This window comes from Micromonospora citrea (assembly GCF_049629545.1).
In the GTDB taxonomy this organism is placed as follows: domain Bacteria; phylum Actinomycetota; class Actinomycetes; order Mycobacteriales; family Micromonosporaceae; genus Micromonospora; species Micromonospora citrea_A.
Genome location: NZ_JBNADX010000032.1, coordinates 34614 through 47841 on the forward strand (window position 1 = coordinate 34614; position 13228 = coordinate 47841).

General features: G+C 73.5%; 12 protein-coding genes and 1 riboswitch. Of the genes, 6 read left to right on the plus strand and 6 right to left on the minus strand.

Annotation, left to right across the window (positions count from 1 at the left end; all coding sequences use genetic code 11):
- Positions 1-75: 75 nt before the first annotated feature.
- The 4 genes from ACPFP2_RS26290 to ACPFP2_RS26305 all read right to left on the minus strand — a co-directional run bounded on the left by ACPFP2_RS26290 (position 76) and on the right by ACPFP2_RS26305 (position 4554).
- Positions 76-759 carry a transglycosylase family protein gene (locus tag ACPFP2_RS26290; RefSeq protein ID WP_424092397.1) on the minus strand — a complete coding sequence of 228 codons (684 nt, stop codon included), beginning with the start codon at positions 757-759 and terminating at the stop codon, positions 76-78.
- A riboswitch (cyclic di-AMP (ydaO/yuaA leader) is annotated at positions 758-928 on the minus strand. (Overlaps the previous gene by 2 nt.)
- 141 nt (positions 929-1069) lie before the next feature.
- Positions 1070-1822 (minus strand): hypothetical protein, encoded by a 753-nt coding sequence (locus tag ACPFP2_RS26295; RefSeq protein WP_424092399.1) that lies wholly within the window; start codon positions 1820-1822, stop codon positions 1070-1072.
- A 100-nt stretch (positions 1823-1922) separates the two neighbouring features.
- Positions 1923-3809, minus strand: coding sequence for a molecular chaperone HtpG (gene htpG / locus ACPFP2_RS26300; RefSeq protein WP_424092401.1), 1887 nt, complete (start codon positions 3807-3809; stop codon positions 1923-1925).
- An 88-nt stretch (positions 3810-3897) separates the two neighbouring features.
- Positions 3898-4554, minus strand: a complete 657-nt coding sequence (locus tag ACPFP2_RS26305) for a class I SAM-dependent DNA methyltransferase (protein WP_424092403.1) — start codon at positions 4552-4554, stop codon at positions 3898-3900.
- A gap of 198 nt (positions 4555-4752) precedes the next feature.
- Between ACPFP2_RS26305 and ACPFP2_RS26310 the strand changes: the two genes are divergently transcribed.
- The 5 genes from ACPFP2_RS26310 to ACPFP2_RS26330 all read left to right on the plus strand — a co-directional run bounded on the left by ACPFP2_RS26310 (position 4753) and on the right by ACPFP2_RS26330 (position 9674).
- On the plus strand, positions 4753-6534 hold the full coding sequence (locus ACPFP2_RS26310) for a S8 family serine peptidase (RefSeq protein ID WP_424092405.1): 1782 nt from the start codon (positions 4753-4755) through the stop codon (positions 6532-6534).
- 131 nt (positions 6535-6665) lie between these two features.
- The gene (locus ACPFP2_RS26315; protein ID WP_424092406.1) at positions 6666-7232 is read left to right on the plus strand and encodes a hypothetical protein; all 567 of its coding nucleotides are present in this window, start codon (positions 6666-6668) and stop codon (positions 7230-7232) included.
- Positions 7233-7318: 86 nt separating this feature from the next.
- Positions 7319-7801: an SsrA-binding protein SmpB gene (smpB, locus tag ACPFP2_RS26320; RefSeq protein ID WP_424092408.1), complete on the plus strand. Its 483-nt coding sequence runs from the start codon at positions 7319-7321 to the stop codon at positions 7799-7801.
- 98 nt (positions 7802-7899) lie between these two features.
- Entirely contained in the window at positions 7900-8715 is an 816-nt protein-coding gene (locus tag ACPFP2_RS26325; RefSeq protein WP_424092410.1) for an MEDS domain-containing protein, read from the plus strand.
- Entirely contained in the window at positions 8712-9674 is a 963-nt protein-coding gene (locus ACPFP2_RS26330) for an anti-sigma factor RsbA family regulatory protein (RefSeq protein WP_424092412.1), read from the plus strand. Before ACPFP2_RS26325 ends, ACPFP2_RS26330 begins: the two co-directional genes overlap by 4 nt.
- A gap of 10 nt (positions 9675-9684) precedes the next feature.
- Here ACPFP2_RS26330 and ACPFP2_RS26335 read toward each other — a convergent pair whose 3' ends face one another.
- Together ACPFP2_RS26335 and ACPFP2_RS26340 are read right to left on the minus strand one after the other, a co-directional pair.
- The gene (locus ACPFP2_RS26335; RefSeq protein WP_424092414.1) at positions 9685-10098 is read right to left on the minus strand and encodes a type II toxin-antitoxin system Phd/YefM family antitoxin; all 414 of its coding nucleotides are present in this window, start codon (positions 10096-10098) and stop codon (positions 9685-9687) included.
- Positions 10099-10205: 107 nt separating this feature from the next.
- Positions 10206-11942: a M28 family peptidase gene (locus ACPFP2_RS26340; protein ID WP_424092416.1), complete on the minus strand. Its 1737-nt coding sequence runs from the start codon at positions 11940-11942 to the stop codon at positions 10206-10208.
- Positions 11943-12535: 593 nt separating this feature from the next.
- On the opposite strand from ACPFP2_RS26340, the gene ACPFP2_RS26345 reads away from it, so the two are divergent.
- The gene (locus tag ACPFP2_RS26345) at positions 12536-13216 is read left to right on the plus strand and encodes a response regulator (protein WP_424092418.1); all 681 of its coding nucleotides are present in this window, start codon (positions 12536-12538) and stop codon (positions 13214-13216) included.
- Positions 13217-13228 lie beyond the last annotated feature (12 nt).

The window sequence follows — 13228 nt, forward strand, 5'->3', positions numbered from 1 at the left end:
GGACGGCGACGCCCGGCCGGTACGGGAGACCGGCCGGGCGTCGGTGGTGCGGTGCCCCGCAGGGGCGGTGGTGCGTCAGAGGCTGAGCTTCTGGCCCGGGAAGATCAGGCCCGGGTCGGCGCCGACGACGCGCCGGTTGCGCTCGTACAGCGCCTGCCAGCCGCCGGCCAGGTCCTTCGCCTCGGCGATCTGCGACAGGGTGTCGCCCCTGCGCACCACGTAGGTGTCGCCGGCGGCCGCCGGGGCGCTGCGCTGCTGGCTGCGGCTGCCGCGCTGCTCGGTACGCGTCGACCGCTCGGTGGTGGCCTTGGCCGTCCGGCGCGGCTCGGAGCGCCGCTCCGACTTCTGCGACTTCTGCGACTTCTCCGACTTGGTGGCGTAGCTCTTGGTCGAGCCGCCCTTCTTGCCGCAGGTCGGCCAGGCGCCGATGCCCTGACCGTCGAGCACCTTCTCGGCGATCGCGATCTGTTCGCCACGCGTGGCCAGGTCCGCCCGGGCGGCGTACTTCTTGCCGCCGTAGCCGGACCAGGTGCTCTGGGAGAACTGGAGGCCACCGTAGTAGCCGTTGCCGGTGTTGATGCGCCAGTTGCCGCCGGACTCGCACTGGGCGATCGCGTCCCAGTTGACGCTGGCGGCGCTGGCCGGGGCGGCCGGCGCCAGCACGGCGGCGACCCCGGTGACCGCGCCGACGGCGAGCGTGCCGACGGCGACGCGGCGCGAGCTGACCCGTCGGTGACGGGCGGTGTATGCAGTTGCCATGTGTGATCCTCCACGCCGACGAGGTGAGCTGTCGGGTTCGGGCCGAGGAGCCCGGCCGCCGTGGCGGCTTCACCCCGAGGTGACGTGCACCGAGGAACGTGTGGGTCCCCCGCTCCATGCCCAACTGACAAGGTCCGTGGTCGGCGGCATGGATTAGGCGTTACCGACCCCGGTGTCCGCGATCGCGGACCAGATCGACGTTAGGAAGCGTTTCGGCGTAATGCCCACTTCTTGAGAGGTTCTTCACCCGGTCAGGCGAGGGCTCCCGGCTCCCGCTTGCGGACGTCCGGCAGCCGTGCACAATGCCCGGTCAACTCGGGTCCCTCTGCCCCAGGCCGAGGGCCGCGGTGCGCCCGTCGCAGGTGAGTTCACCCGGCTGCATGAGGACACTCGGCGGTCGCCAGACCTCGACGCGGTCACCGACCACTCTGGCCAGCAGGCACGATCCGCGTCGACCTTCGCGCAGCGCCAGGCCCACCGCGCCGTCGGCGGTCGCCACGTCCCGCCGTACCCGGGCATCGAGCCGCAGCCGGTCGACGGCCGCGCCGACGGAGTCCTCGGTGGCCGCCGGGCCGGTGGGCAGCGAGCGGCGCAGCCGCTCGTCGGTGCCCGACGGCAGGCTCGGGGCGGGACGTGGGGTGATCGGCGCGGTGGGCGGGCAGTCCACCTCGGTCACCGGATCCACCTGGTCGTCGGGCCGGTAGCCGAGCCGGTGGCAGAGCGTCACCTCGGCGCGGGCGGACTCGGCGCCGTTCCAGTCGAGGACGATCGCCTCGCCACGGACCCGGACCACCAGCGACACCCCGGCCCCCTCCTGCCGGGTGGTGCCGTCGAGGCTCATCAGGTCGACGCCCTCCCGGCCGGTGACCAGGCGTCCGAACTCATCGGCCTCCCAGGGGCGGTCGCGCGCGATCGCACCGGTCACCTCGGTCAGCCGGGCCCGGGCCTGCTCCCTCGCCCGGCGCTGCGCGTCCGCGTCGTCGTCGCCGGCCGCGCAACCCGTGAGCAGCGCCGCCAGCACCACCGCGCAGACCGCGATGCCGTACCCCCGTCCTGCCCGCATGAGCGCATTGTGCCCACCCGCCGCCACCCGGGGCACGGCCGGTCGGGCGGCCGGTGCGACCCGGGGCGGACGCGAGGTCCGGCCCCGGGCCGCGGGCAGGTCAGAGGGTACGGGCCAACCGGTCGGCGAGCACCCGCGCGAACCGGGCCGGGTCTGCGAGGTCGCCACCCTCGGCGAGCAGCGCCATGCCGTACAGCAGTTCGGCGGTCTCGGTCAGCGCCGGGTCGGCGGCGTCGCGCTCGTACGCGGCACGCAGCCCGGTGACCAGCGGGTGGGTCGGGTTGAGCTCCAGGATGCGCTTGACCGCCGGCACCTCCTGCCCCATCGCCCGGTACATCTTCTCCAGGGTCGGGGTGATGTCGTGCGCGTCGCCGACGATGCAGGCAGGCGAGGTGGTCAGCCGGGAGGAGAGGCGGACCTCCTTCACGGTGTCGGTGAGCGCGCCGCCGAGGAAGGTCAGCAGGTCGGCGTACTCCTTGGCCTGCCGTTCCCGTTGGGTGCCGGCCTCCTCGCGCTCCTGCTCGGTGTCGAGGTCGACCTGGCCCTTGGCGATCGACCGCAACGGCTTGCCGTCGAACTCACCGACCCGCTCGACCCACACCTCGTCGACCGGGTCGGTGAGCAGCAGCACCTCGTAGCCCTTGGCCCGGAACGCCTCCATGTGCGGCGAGTTCTCCAGCGTCGCCCGGCTCTCGCCGGTGGCGTAGTAGATCTCGCCCTGTCCCTCCTTCATCCGCGCGACGTAGTCGTGCAAGGTGGTGGGCTCGGCGGCGTCGTGGGTGGACTCGACGGAGACGATGTCGAGGATCGCCTTGGTGTTGTCCGGGTCCTCCAGCAGGCCCTCCTTGACCACCCGGCCGAACTCGGACCAGAAGCTGCGGTAGCGCTCGGCGTGCGCGGTGCGCAGCTCCTTGACGGTGGCGAGCACCTTGCGCACCAGCCGGCGGCGGACCACCTGGATCTGCCGGTCCTGCTGGAGGATCTCCCGGGAGATGTTGAGCGACAGGTCGTGCGCGTCCACCACGCCCTTGACGAAGCGCAGGTAGCTGGGCATCAGCGCGGCGCAGTCGTCCATCACGAAGACGCGCTTGACGTAGAGCTGGACGCCCCGGCGGCCGTCGGCCATGTACAGGTCGAACGGGGCGTGCGAGGGGATGAAGAGCAGCGCCTCGTACTCGAAGACGCCCTCGCCGCGCATGTGGATGGTCTCCAGCGGGTCGGCCCAGTCGTGGCTGACGTGCCGGTAGAAGTCGCGGTACTCCTCCTCGGCGACCTCGTCGCGCGGGCGGGCCCACAGCGCCTTCATCGAGTTGAGCGTGGCCGGCTCGGCGTCGGCCGTGACGAGCCGGATGGGCCAGGCGATGAAGTCGGAGTACCTCTTGACGATCTCGCGGATCTTGCCGTGGTCGGTGTAGTCGTGCAGGTTGTCCTCGCTGTCGGCCGGCTTGAGGTGCACGGTGACCGTGGTGCCCTGCGGGGCGTCGTCGACGGTCTCCACCACGTACGTGCCCTCGCCGGTGGACTCCCAGCGGGTGCCCTCTGCCTGGCCGGCACGGCGGGTGACCAGGGTGACCTTGTCGGCGACCATGAAGGTGGAGTAGAAGCCCACGCCGAACTGGCCGATCAGCTCCTGGCTGGCCGCCTCCTTGGACTCCTTGAGCCTGCGCAGCAGCTCGGCGGTGCCGGAGCGGGCGATGGTGCCGATCAGCGAGACGACGTCCTCGCGGGACATCCCGATGCCGTTGTCGCGCACGGTCAGCGTCCGCGCCTCGGCGTCGGTGGAGATCTCGACGTGCAGGTCCGAGGTGTCGACGTCGAGGTCCTTGTCGACCAGCGACTCCAGCCGCAGCTTGTCCAGCGCGTCGGAGGCGTTGGAGACGAGTTCGCGCAGGAAGACGTCCTTGTGCGAGTAGATGGAGTGCACCATCAACTGCAGCAACTGACGCGTCTCGGCCTGGAACTCCAACGTCTCGGTCCGGCTGCTCACACCAACCTCCTCATCCGGTGGTTCCGGTCCCCTCTGGGATCCGCGCAAAGGATACGAGCCGCCGTGGCGGTCCGGTCACGCCCGGTCGTCACCGGGGCCGGCGGGCCAGCAGGTAGGCCTGCGCGGTGGGCTCCGGGCTGCCCTGCCACTGCTCGGGCTCCCGGCACAGCCGGGCCCGCACCTCCAGCCCGGCGGCCTCCAGCAGGGCGGCGACCCGCTCCGGGCGGCGGCGGTGGAAGACGAGGTCGACCTGGCGTCCCCAGGCGTCGGTGCGGTGCACCGGCTCGTCGCCGACCTGGAAGGCGAGCAGCACGTGGCCGCCCGGGGCGAGCACCCGGTGGAACCCGGCGAACGCTTCGGGCAGCCGGTCGTCGGGCAGGTGGATGACCGAGTACCAGGCGACCAGCCCGGCGAGGGTGCCGTCGGGCTGGTCGAGGTCCAGCATCGAGCCCACGGTGAAGCGCAGGTCGGGGTGGAGCCGGCGGGCCTCGGCGATCATGCCGGGTGAGAGGTCGAGCCCGCGTACGTCGAGGCCGAGGTCGCTCAGGTGCCGGGTGATCCGGCCATTGCCGCAGCCGACCTCCAGCACCGGACCGCCGCCGGTGCGCACGGTCTCGGCGAAGGCGGCGAGCAGGGCGCGCTCCAGCGGCTGGGCCGCCAGATGGCCGGCGACGAACTCGGTGTAGTCGGTCGCCATCGTGTCGTACGAGGCGCGGGTGGTGGTGAGGAAGTCGGCCGCGGTCACGGTCGCCGACCCTACCGCCCGGACGGCGGGACACAGTGGATCCCACCGTGTGGACGGTCGTTCACTTTCGCAAGATTATGGAAACTCTTTCTTCTCGTGACTGATATTTCATTGGTCTTCCAAGTTCTTGCAGAGACTCCTAGCGTGGTGCCGGGGCCCGCGGTGCGTGGGCCCGCGCCCGAGCGCAAAGGAAGAGACGTGTTCCTCCGTACCCCGATGCACCTGGTGGTGGCGCTCGCGACCGCCACCGCCCTGCTGCCCGCGGCACCCGCCGTGGCGCGGCCCGCCGAGCCGCCGCCGACCGGCGGCGCCGTCACCTCGTTCCTGGTCGGCGCCCGCACGCCGACCGGTGCCCGGACCGCCCGCGCCACCGACCCCGCCCGGCTCACCGACGACCTCGCCGCCGTCGGCCGCGACACCGGGGCGCGGCTGACCGTCGTCCGGGTCCTGGCCACTGGCGACCTGCTGGTCCGCGCCGACCGGCCGCTGCCGACCGGCACCGCCCGCGCCGTCCTCGACCGGCTGCGCCAGCGCGCCGACGTCACCTGGGCCCGCCCCGACACCCGGGTACGTCCCGCCGTCACCGACGCCCCCGACGACACCCGCTGGGACGACCAGTGGGACCTGCACGACCCTCTCGGCGGCGTCTACGCCGAACCGGCCTGGGCCACCGGCGCCGACGGCTCCGGCGTCACCGTCGCGGTCCTGGACACCGGTGTCACCGCGCACCACGACCTGGCCGCCAACCTCGTGCCCGGCTACGACTTCGTCAGCCACCCGGCCGACGCCCGCGACGGCGACGGCCGTGACCCGGACGCCACCGACCAGGGTGACTGGGAGGAGCCCGGCGACTGCGGTGAGACGTTCCGCCCCAGCAGCTGGCACGGCACCCACGTGGCCGGCACGATCGCCGCGCGCCGCGACGACGGCGCCGGGGTGGCCGGACTCGCCCCGGCGGCCCGGATCCAGCCGGTGCGGGTGCTCGGCCGCTGCGGCGGCACCACCGCCGACATGGTCGACGCGATCGTCTGGGCCTCCGGCGGCGAGGTGCCCGGGGTGCCGGCCAACCCGACCCCGGCCCGGGTGCTCAACCTCAGCCTCGGCGCTTCGGTGAGCTGCGACCCGGCCACCCAGGCCGCCATCGACCAGGCGGTCGCCCGGGGCGTGAGCGTGGTGGTGTCGGCCGGCAACTCCGGCGCCGACGCGGCGAACTACTCCCCCGCCGGCTGCGCCGGCGTGGTCACCGTCGCGGCCAGCACGGTCACCGGCGAACGGGCCGGCTACTCCAACTTCGGCGCCGCCGTGGAGATCGCCGCACCCGGCGGCGACCGGACCCGCGGGGTGCTCTCCACGGTGAACACCGGACGCACCGTGGCCGAGGGCGACGGCTGGGCCGAGTACACCGGCACCAGCATGGCCGCGCCGCACGTCGCCGCCGCGGCGGCGCTGCTGCTCCACCGTCGTCCCGACCTGACCCCCGCCCAGCTCACCGCGCTGCTGCGGAGCACCGCCCGGCCGACCGCGTACCCGCAGGAGTGCGGCTGCGGCAGTGGGGTGCTCGACGTCGACCTCGCGGTGCGCGCCGCCACCGGCCGCCCCGGCGACACCACCCGGCTGGTCCTCTCGGCCGGGGCGCAACCGGGCGTGCCGCTGATCGACGAGCGCGGCGTGCACCTCGCCGGCACGCTCAGCCGTCTCGGCGCCGGCCTGCCCGACTGGGACCCCGCCGGGCAGCGCATGCGGCGGGTCGACCCGCCCACCGGGCCGTACCGGGTGGTGCTGACCGTGCCCGCCGGCACCGAACTGGAGTACAAGTACACGCTCGGCGACTGGACGCACGTCGAGCAGGCGTACACCGACAGCGACGCCGGCTGCTTCGACATCGACAACCGCCGCCTCACCGTGGCCGCCGCCGGCACCGTGCAGACCGTGCGCGACCGGACCGTCGGCTTCCGTGGCGTGTGGCCGTGCGACCGCTGACCCGCCTCCGCCGCCCCGTCCCCGTCCGGCCCCGCCGCCGCACCACCGGCCCGGCAGGTCCCGGACGCCGGTCCGGCCCGCCCGCCGGCCGGCACCCCGATCCGTACGACCCGGCAACCGGAAGGAGCACCATGCGCCCGCTGCACCGTGTCCTGCGCGTCCTCGCCACCGTCGTCCTCACCCTGCTCACCGCGTCGGCCGTCGCTGCCCCGGCCAACGCGTCACCACTACCGCCTCAGGAGCTGGGCGGGCTCGACCTGTCCGCGTACTGCCGCTCGCAGGGGGCGTCCGACGCGGTGCTGACCGGCGGCACCGCGTACGACTGGCACTGCCGCACCGCCGACGGACGCCGCACCGGCCTGACGTTCGACGCCGCCTGCCGGTGGACGTACGCCACCGACAGCGCGGTGGACCGGATCGGCGACTTCTACGACCCGACGTCGGTGCGTTGCTGGCGGGTGCGGGCCGACGTGGTCGCCCCCGACTTCCGTCGCTGGTGCCAGGCCACCGGCCACTCCGACGCGGCGCTGCTCGGCACGACCGTCTACGACTGGCGGTGCGTGACCTACAGTCGCGGCGGCCCGACGTACTCGGACGTCGACGTGCTCGCCGCGTGCCGCGAGACCACCTTCGGGTACGCCACCGTGGAACGCTTCGTCAGCTTCCGCGACGCGTACTCCTGGCAGTGCCGGGTCTGACCCGCCCGACGCCCGCCGGCGTCGCCTCCCCGGGCGGCGCCGGCGGGTATCCTGCTCCCGGTCCGCAGCTCACCGGGGAGGTCGCCGTGGCCAGGGAGACCGGGCGCACACTCATCGCCTCCAACAAGAAGGCCCGGCACGACTACACCGTCCTGAAGACCTACGAGGCCGGGATCGTGCTGGCCGGCACCGAGGTGAAGTCGCTGCGCGAGGGACGGGTGTCGCTGGTCGACGCGTTCGCCCAGGAACGCGACGGCGAGATCATGCTCTACGGCCTGCACATCGCCGAGTACGGCTTCGGCACCTGGACCAACCACCAGCCCCGGCGCACCCGCAAGCTGCTGCTGCACCGGGTGGAGATCGCCCGGATCCTGGAGAAGCTGCGCGACGGCGGCGTGACGCTGGTGCCGCTGTCGATGTACTTCAGCAACGGCTGGGCCAAGGTCGAGCTGGCCCTGGCCCGGGGCAAGAGGTCGTACGACAAGCGGCAGGCGCTCGCCGAGCGCGACGCCAACCGGGAGATCGCCCGTGAGCTGGGGCGCAGGCTCAAGGGCCGCCGCCCCACATGATCCGGCCCGCCGTACGGGCACGGGCCATCGACCGACCGGCCGGGTTCCTGGCCGCCTGCGCGGCGGGCATACACTGCGGGCATGAGGAGGCGGTCGGCGTGACCAGCGGAGCGACGGCTTCCGGGCGTGTCGGTCACGCCTGCTGGAGCTACGACGATCCGGCCATCTTCGAGGCGCGGGCCCGCGAGTTCCTGCTCGCCGGCCTGACCGCCGGTGACCGCGTCAGCTACGTCAGCCCCGAACCGGTGCCGGTGGTCGTGGAGCGGTGGAACAGCACGCCCCGGCTGCGCGAGGCGCTGCAGACGGGCGCGGCGGAGATCGTCTCCGTGGAGCAGATGTACGGCGACGGCATCCTGGCCCACGACGCCCAGTTGGAGTCCTACACCACGACGATCGAGGCGGCGCTCACCGACGGGTACACCGGCTGGCGGATCGCCGCCGACGCCACCTGCCTGGTACGCGACCCGCGGCGGCGGGAGGCGTTCGCCCGCTACGAGCACCTCGTGGACCGGTTCATGCTCACCCGGCCGATGTCGGCCGTCTGCGGCTACGACCGCACCCGCCTCGGGGAGCTGGTCATCGAGGAGCTGGCCTGCCTGCACCCGACGTCCGACCCGGGCGCCAGCCTCTTCCACCTGCACGCCGGTGACGACGGCCTGGTCCTCGACGGCGAGCTGGACACGTCGAACCAGGACGTGTTCGCCACCGCCCTGCGGCGCACCGACTCCGGCACGGGCGACGTGGTGATCCGCGCCGCCGACCTGCGCTTCATCGACTACCGCAGTCTGGTGCACCTGCACCGGCACGCCGAGGGCCGGCACGGCGACGTGGTGCTGCGCACCGACCTGGCGCCCGCGTCCCGACTGGTCGCGCTGCTCGGGCTGACCCGGGTGCGCGTGGAGGCGGCCGGATGAGGACGGGCGCCGCCGTCGGGCACCGCGGCTATTACCACGAGGCCCTGCTCTACGACTCCGACGACGAACTGCTCGCCGCCGTCCTGCCGTTCCTGCGCGAAGGGGTCGCGGCGGGCGAGCCGTCCCTGGTGTCACTGGGCGAGCGCAACACCGCCCTGGTCCGCTCGGCGCTGCCCGCCGGATCCGGGGTGACGTTCCTCGACGGCGGGGACGTCTACGCGCGCCCCACCGCCGCGATCCGGTCGTACCGCCGGCTGCTGGCCGACCAGGTCGCCGCGGGCGCGGCGCAGATCCGGATCGTCGGCGAGCTGCCACCGGTGGCGTTCGGCCGGTCCTGGGACTGGTGGGCACGCTACGAGTCGGCGACAAACCACGCGTTCGACGAGTTCCCGTTGTGGAGCGTGTGCCCGTACGACACCCGGACCACGCCGGCGGAGATCCTCGCCGATGTCGCCCGCACCCACCCGCGTACCACCACGGCCGACGGCCGGCACCTGCCCAACGAGGTCTACACCGAGCCGGAGACCTACCTGCGCGAGCCCCGGGAGGTGCCGCCCGACCCGTTGCAGCGGGACGCCCCGCTGATCGAGCTGTGCGACCCGACTCCGGCCCGGACCCGCGCGGCGGTGTACGCCATCGCCACCGCCCACCTCTCCGCCGAGGAGGTGGACGACCTGTCCGTGGCGGTCAGCGAGACGGTGACCAACGCACTGCGGCACGGCCTGCCGCCGGTGCGGTTCCGGCTCTGGGCCGGCGGCGGACGGGTGGTGGTGACCGTCAGCGACGCCGGCAAGGGGCCGTCGGACCCGTACGCCGGCCTACTGCCGACGCCGGGCGCCACCGCCGGAGGGCTGGGGTTGTGGATCACCTACCAGTCCTGTGACCACGTGGTGATGCAGCCCGGCCCGGACGGCTTCACGCTGCGGCTGACCACCGGCGACCCGAACCACGCCGGCTGAGCGGGGCGGGTCAGCCGCGCAGCAGGTCCGCCTGGGCGGCGCGCAGCCGGTCCACGGCGGCGTCGACCCCGGGTGGGACGCGCCGGTCCAGCTCCGCCCACACTGCGGCGAGAGCGTCGGTGACCGCCCGCAGCTCGGCCGCGTGCCGGCGGACGCCGTGGCGGTGCGTCTCCTCCAGGCGACGGGCCCAGCCGGCGGTGACCGCGGCGAGGCGCTCGTCGTCGGCGCGGGCCTGGGCGGCGGTGCGGGCCGCCGCGACGGGCACCACGGCCGCGAGCGGGCGGGGATCGCCGTCCCGGGTGACCAGGGTGACCGTGTCGGTCAGCTCGGCCATGGCGATCACCTGGGTCAGCCGGGTGCGCAGCTCGCGCAGCGGCATGGAGCGGGGTGGACCACTGTGGTGGGTCAGCGCGGGGGCAGCCATGCCCACATGGTCCGACCGGGGTACGACATTTACCGTCGTCGGGGTCTGCCCGGCCGGCGCCGCAGGTCGGGGCGGGGTGGGCACCCGGCCCACCCCGCCCCGCCCGGTCAGCTCGCCTGCAGGGTCACGTCGTCGACGACGAAGCTGGTCTGCAGGGACGAGTCCTCGGTCCCGGTGAACTTCAGGGTGACGGTCTGCCCGGCGTACCCGGCCACGTTGAACGAGCGCAGCTGGTAGCCGCTGGCCGCGTTGAGGTTGGAGTACGTGGCCAGGGTGGTGCTGCCGAACTGCACGGTCAGCCTGTCGTACGCGGTGCCGGTCGTGGTCTCGGCCGTGTCGATGTGCAGGTAGAAGCCGAGCGTGTACGTCGAGCACCCGGCCGGCACCGTCACCGACTGCGACAGCGTGTCGGTGTGGGTGCTGCCGTACCCGTCGAGCCACGCCTTGTACGAGCCGGTGCGGGCCGGCTGGCTGGTCGAGTTGGTGATCACGCCCGAGGTGGCGGTCCACGGGGTGGTGCCGGACTCGAAGCCGCCGTTGCCGATCACCTGTCCGCCGGTGCAGCCGCCGGTGCCGGTCACGGTGAGGCTGTAGGTGGCGGTGCGCGTCACCGAGCCGGTGCCGGTGACCGTGATGGCGAAGGTGCCGGTGGTGGCGGTCGACGAGGCGCTGACCGTCATGGTCGCGGAGCCGCCGGAGGTGACCGACGACGGACTGAACGACACCGTGACGCCGGCCGGCGCGCCGGAGGCCGACAGCGCCACCGTCTGCGCGCTGCCGCTGGTGGTGGCGGTGCTGACCGTCGCGGTGGTGGACCCGCCCCGGACCAGGCTGCCGGAGGTCGGGCTGACCGCGACGGAAAAGTCGTTGGTCGGGGTGCCGGTGCCGACCGCGAGCTGCCAGATGGCGTACGCGACGCCGTCGGCGCTGCGGTTGAGGTGGGTGGCGCTGATGTTGCTGGTGGTGTCGCAGGACCGGTGGTAGCACGGGTCGTACGCGGCGCCGGAGGTGCCGCCCCACTTGGCGGCCTGGGTGCTGGTCTTGCGGGCGCTGGCGCCGGTGGCGTACCCGGAGGTGGGGATGCCGGCCTGCTGGAAGGGGTAGTCGTCGGAGCGGCCCTGGCCCTCGACGTTCTCCTCCGGCTGCAGGCCCAGCGAGTCCCAGTACGCCTTGAGCGGCGCGGCGGTGGTGGAGGTGAGCCGGTTGATGAAGTAGCCGCCGTTGGTCGAGGAGACCATGTCGAAGTTGTAGTAGCCCTTGATGTAGCCGCGCTGGGTGGCGGTCAGCGAGTTGACGTAGAACTCCGAGCCGTTGAGGCCCTGCTCCTCGTCGGTCCACCAGGCGAACCGGACCCGCTTGGTCATCGTCGGGTTCTGGCTCGCCAGGACGAGGGCGTTCTCCAGCAGGCTGGCCGAGCCGGAGCCGTTGTCGTTGATGCCCGGGCCGGCGGAGACGCCGTCCAGGTGGGCGCCGAACATGACGACCTGGTCGGCGGGGCCCTGCGGCCACTCGGCGATGAGGTTATTCGACCGGTACACGCAGCTCGTGCAGACCTGCTCGGTGACCGTGTACCCGGCGGCCTGGAGCTTGGACTTGACGTAGCTGACCGAGGCCGTGTAGCCGGCCGAGCCGGCCCGGCGGTTGCCGCCGTTGTTGGTGGCGATGGTCTGGAACTGGGTCAGGTGGGCCTGGACGTTGGTCACCGAGATGTCCGGCGCCGCGAGCGCGGCCACGGGTGCGGCGGCGGTCGGCCGGATCGCCGTGGCCGGTGGCGCGGCCAGGGTCAGCGTCGCCGCGGCGAGCACGGCGAGCGCGAGGCCCGTGGTCGGCGTTCTCAGTTTCATGCGGGCTCCTCATGGGGGCACGGGTGTGACCGGGTCCCGAGTGGGGGTGTGGTTCGGGGCGGACGGGACGCCCGCGACCCGGGGGTGAGGTCGCGGCGGTCACACCGGGGAAGCAAACACTGACATGTATCAATCTCGCGGTCAACCGGCCGGACGGTGTCACAATTTGCCAGTCGTACGGAGGACGACGGCAGCATCGACCCCGCCTCCGGGCGACCGGTCGCACCGCGACGACGACCCGACGATCGACCACCCGCTGCGCTGGGCACACTGCCGGGACGTCAGCCCGCCGGACCTGCCCCCGCCTGGCCGACGGCGTCGAGGCGATCGCGGCCGTGCTGCACCCGCAGGCCGTTCCCGCGCCGCTCGTCGACGCGGTCGCCCGGGTCGCCTGAGCGGCTGCCCCGCCGCCCGCGCGGCGCCGTCGCGGGCGGGCCCACCGGGACCCCGCGACGTCCGGACCACCCGCCGGACCGGCCGCTGAGGACGGTCACCCCGCCCGTCGGGACCGGGCCGACCGTCGACCGGACCCCCCGTCACCAGCCGTTACGCCGGGGTCCACGCCGCCGTCGCGGGACTACCCTGAGGAGGTCATGGAGGGCCGGGTGCTGCTCGTCGAGGACGATGCCTCCATCCGGGAGGTCACCGCCCTCGGTCTGCGGCGGGCCGGTTTCCGGGTCGCCACCGCCGTGGACGGCCGGGCCGCGCTGGCCGCCTGGCGGTCCCAGCCGGTCGACCTCGTCGTCCTGGACGTGATGCTGCCCGGCCTCGACGGGCTGGAGGTCTGCCGGGAGATCCGGCGCACCAGCGCCGTGCCGATCCTGATGCTCACCGCCCGCACCGACACCATCGACGTGGTCGTCGGCCTCGAGTGCGGCGCGGACGACTACCTGCGCAAACCGTTCGACATGCCGGAACTCGTGGCGCGGGTCCGCGCCGGGCTGCGTCGCGCCGCCGCCGTGGTCGAGGAGGGCACCCTCACCGTCGGCGGCCTGGAGATCGACCCGGCCCGCTTCGTCGCCCGCAAGGCCGGCCGGGAGCTGCCGCTCACCGCCACCGAGTTCCGGCTGCTGCTGGAGCTGGCCCGCCGGCCCGGGCAGGTGTTCACCCGGGAACTGCTGCTCGACCGGGTGTGGAACCACTCCCACCTCGGCGACTCCCGGCTGGTCGACGTGGCGGTGCAGCGGCTGCGCGCCAAGATCGAGGACGACCCGGTCGCACCCCGGCTGATCCGCACCGTACGCGGGGTCGGCTACAAACTCGCCACCGGCTGACGGGAGGACGGC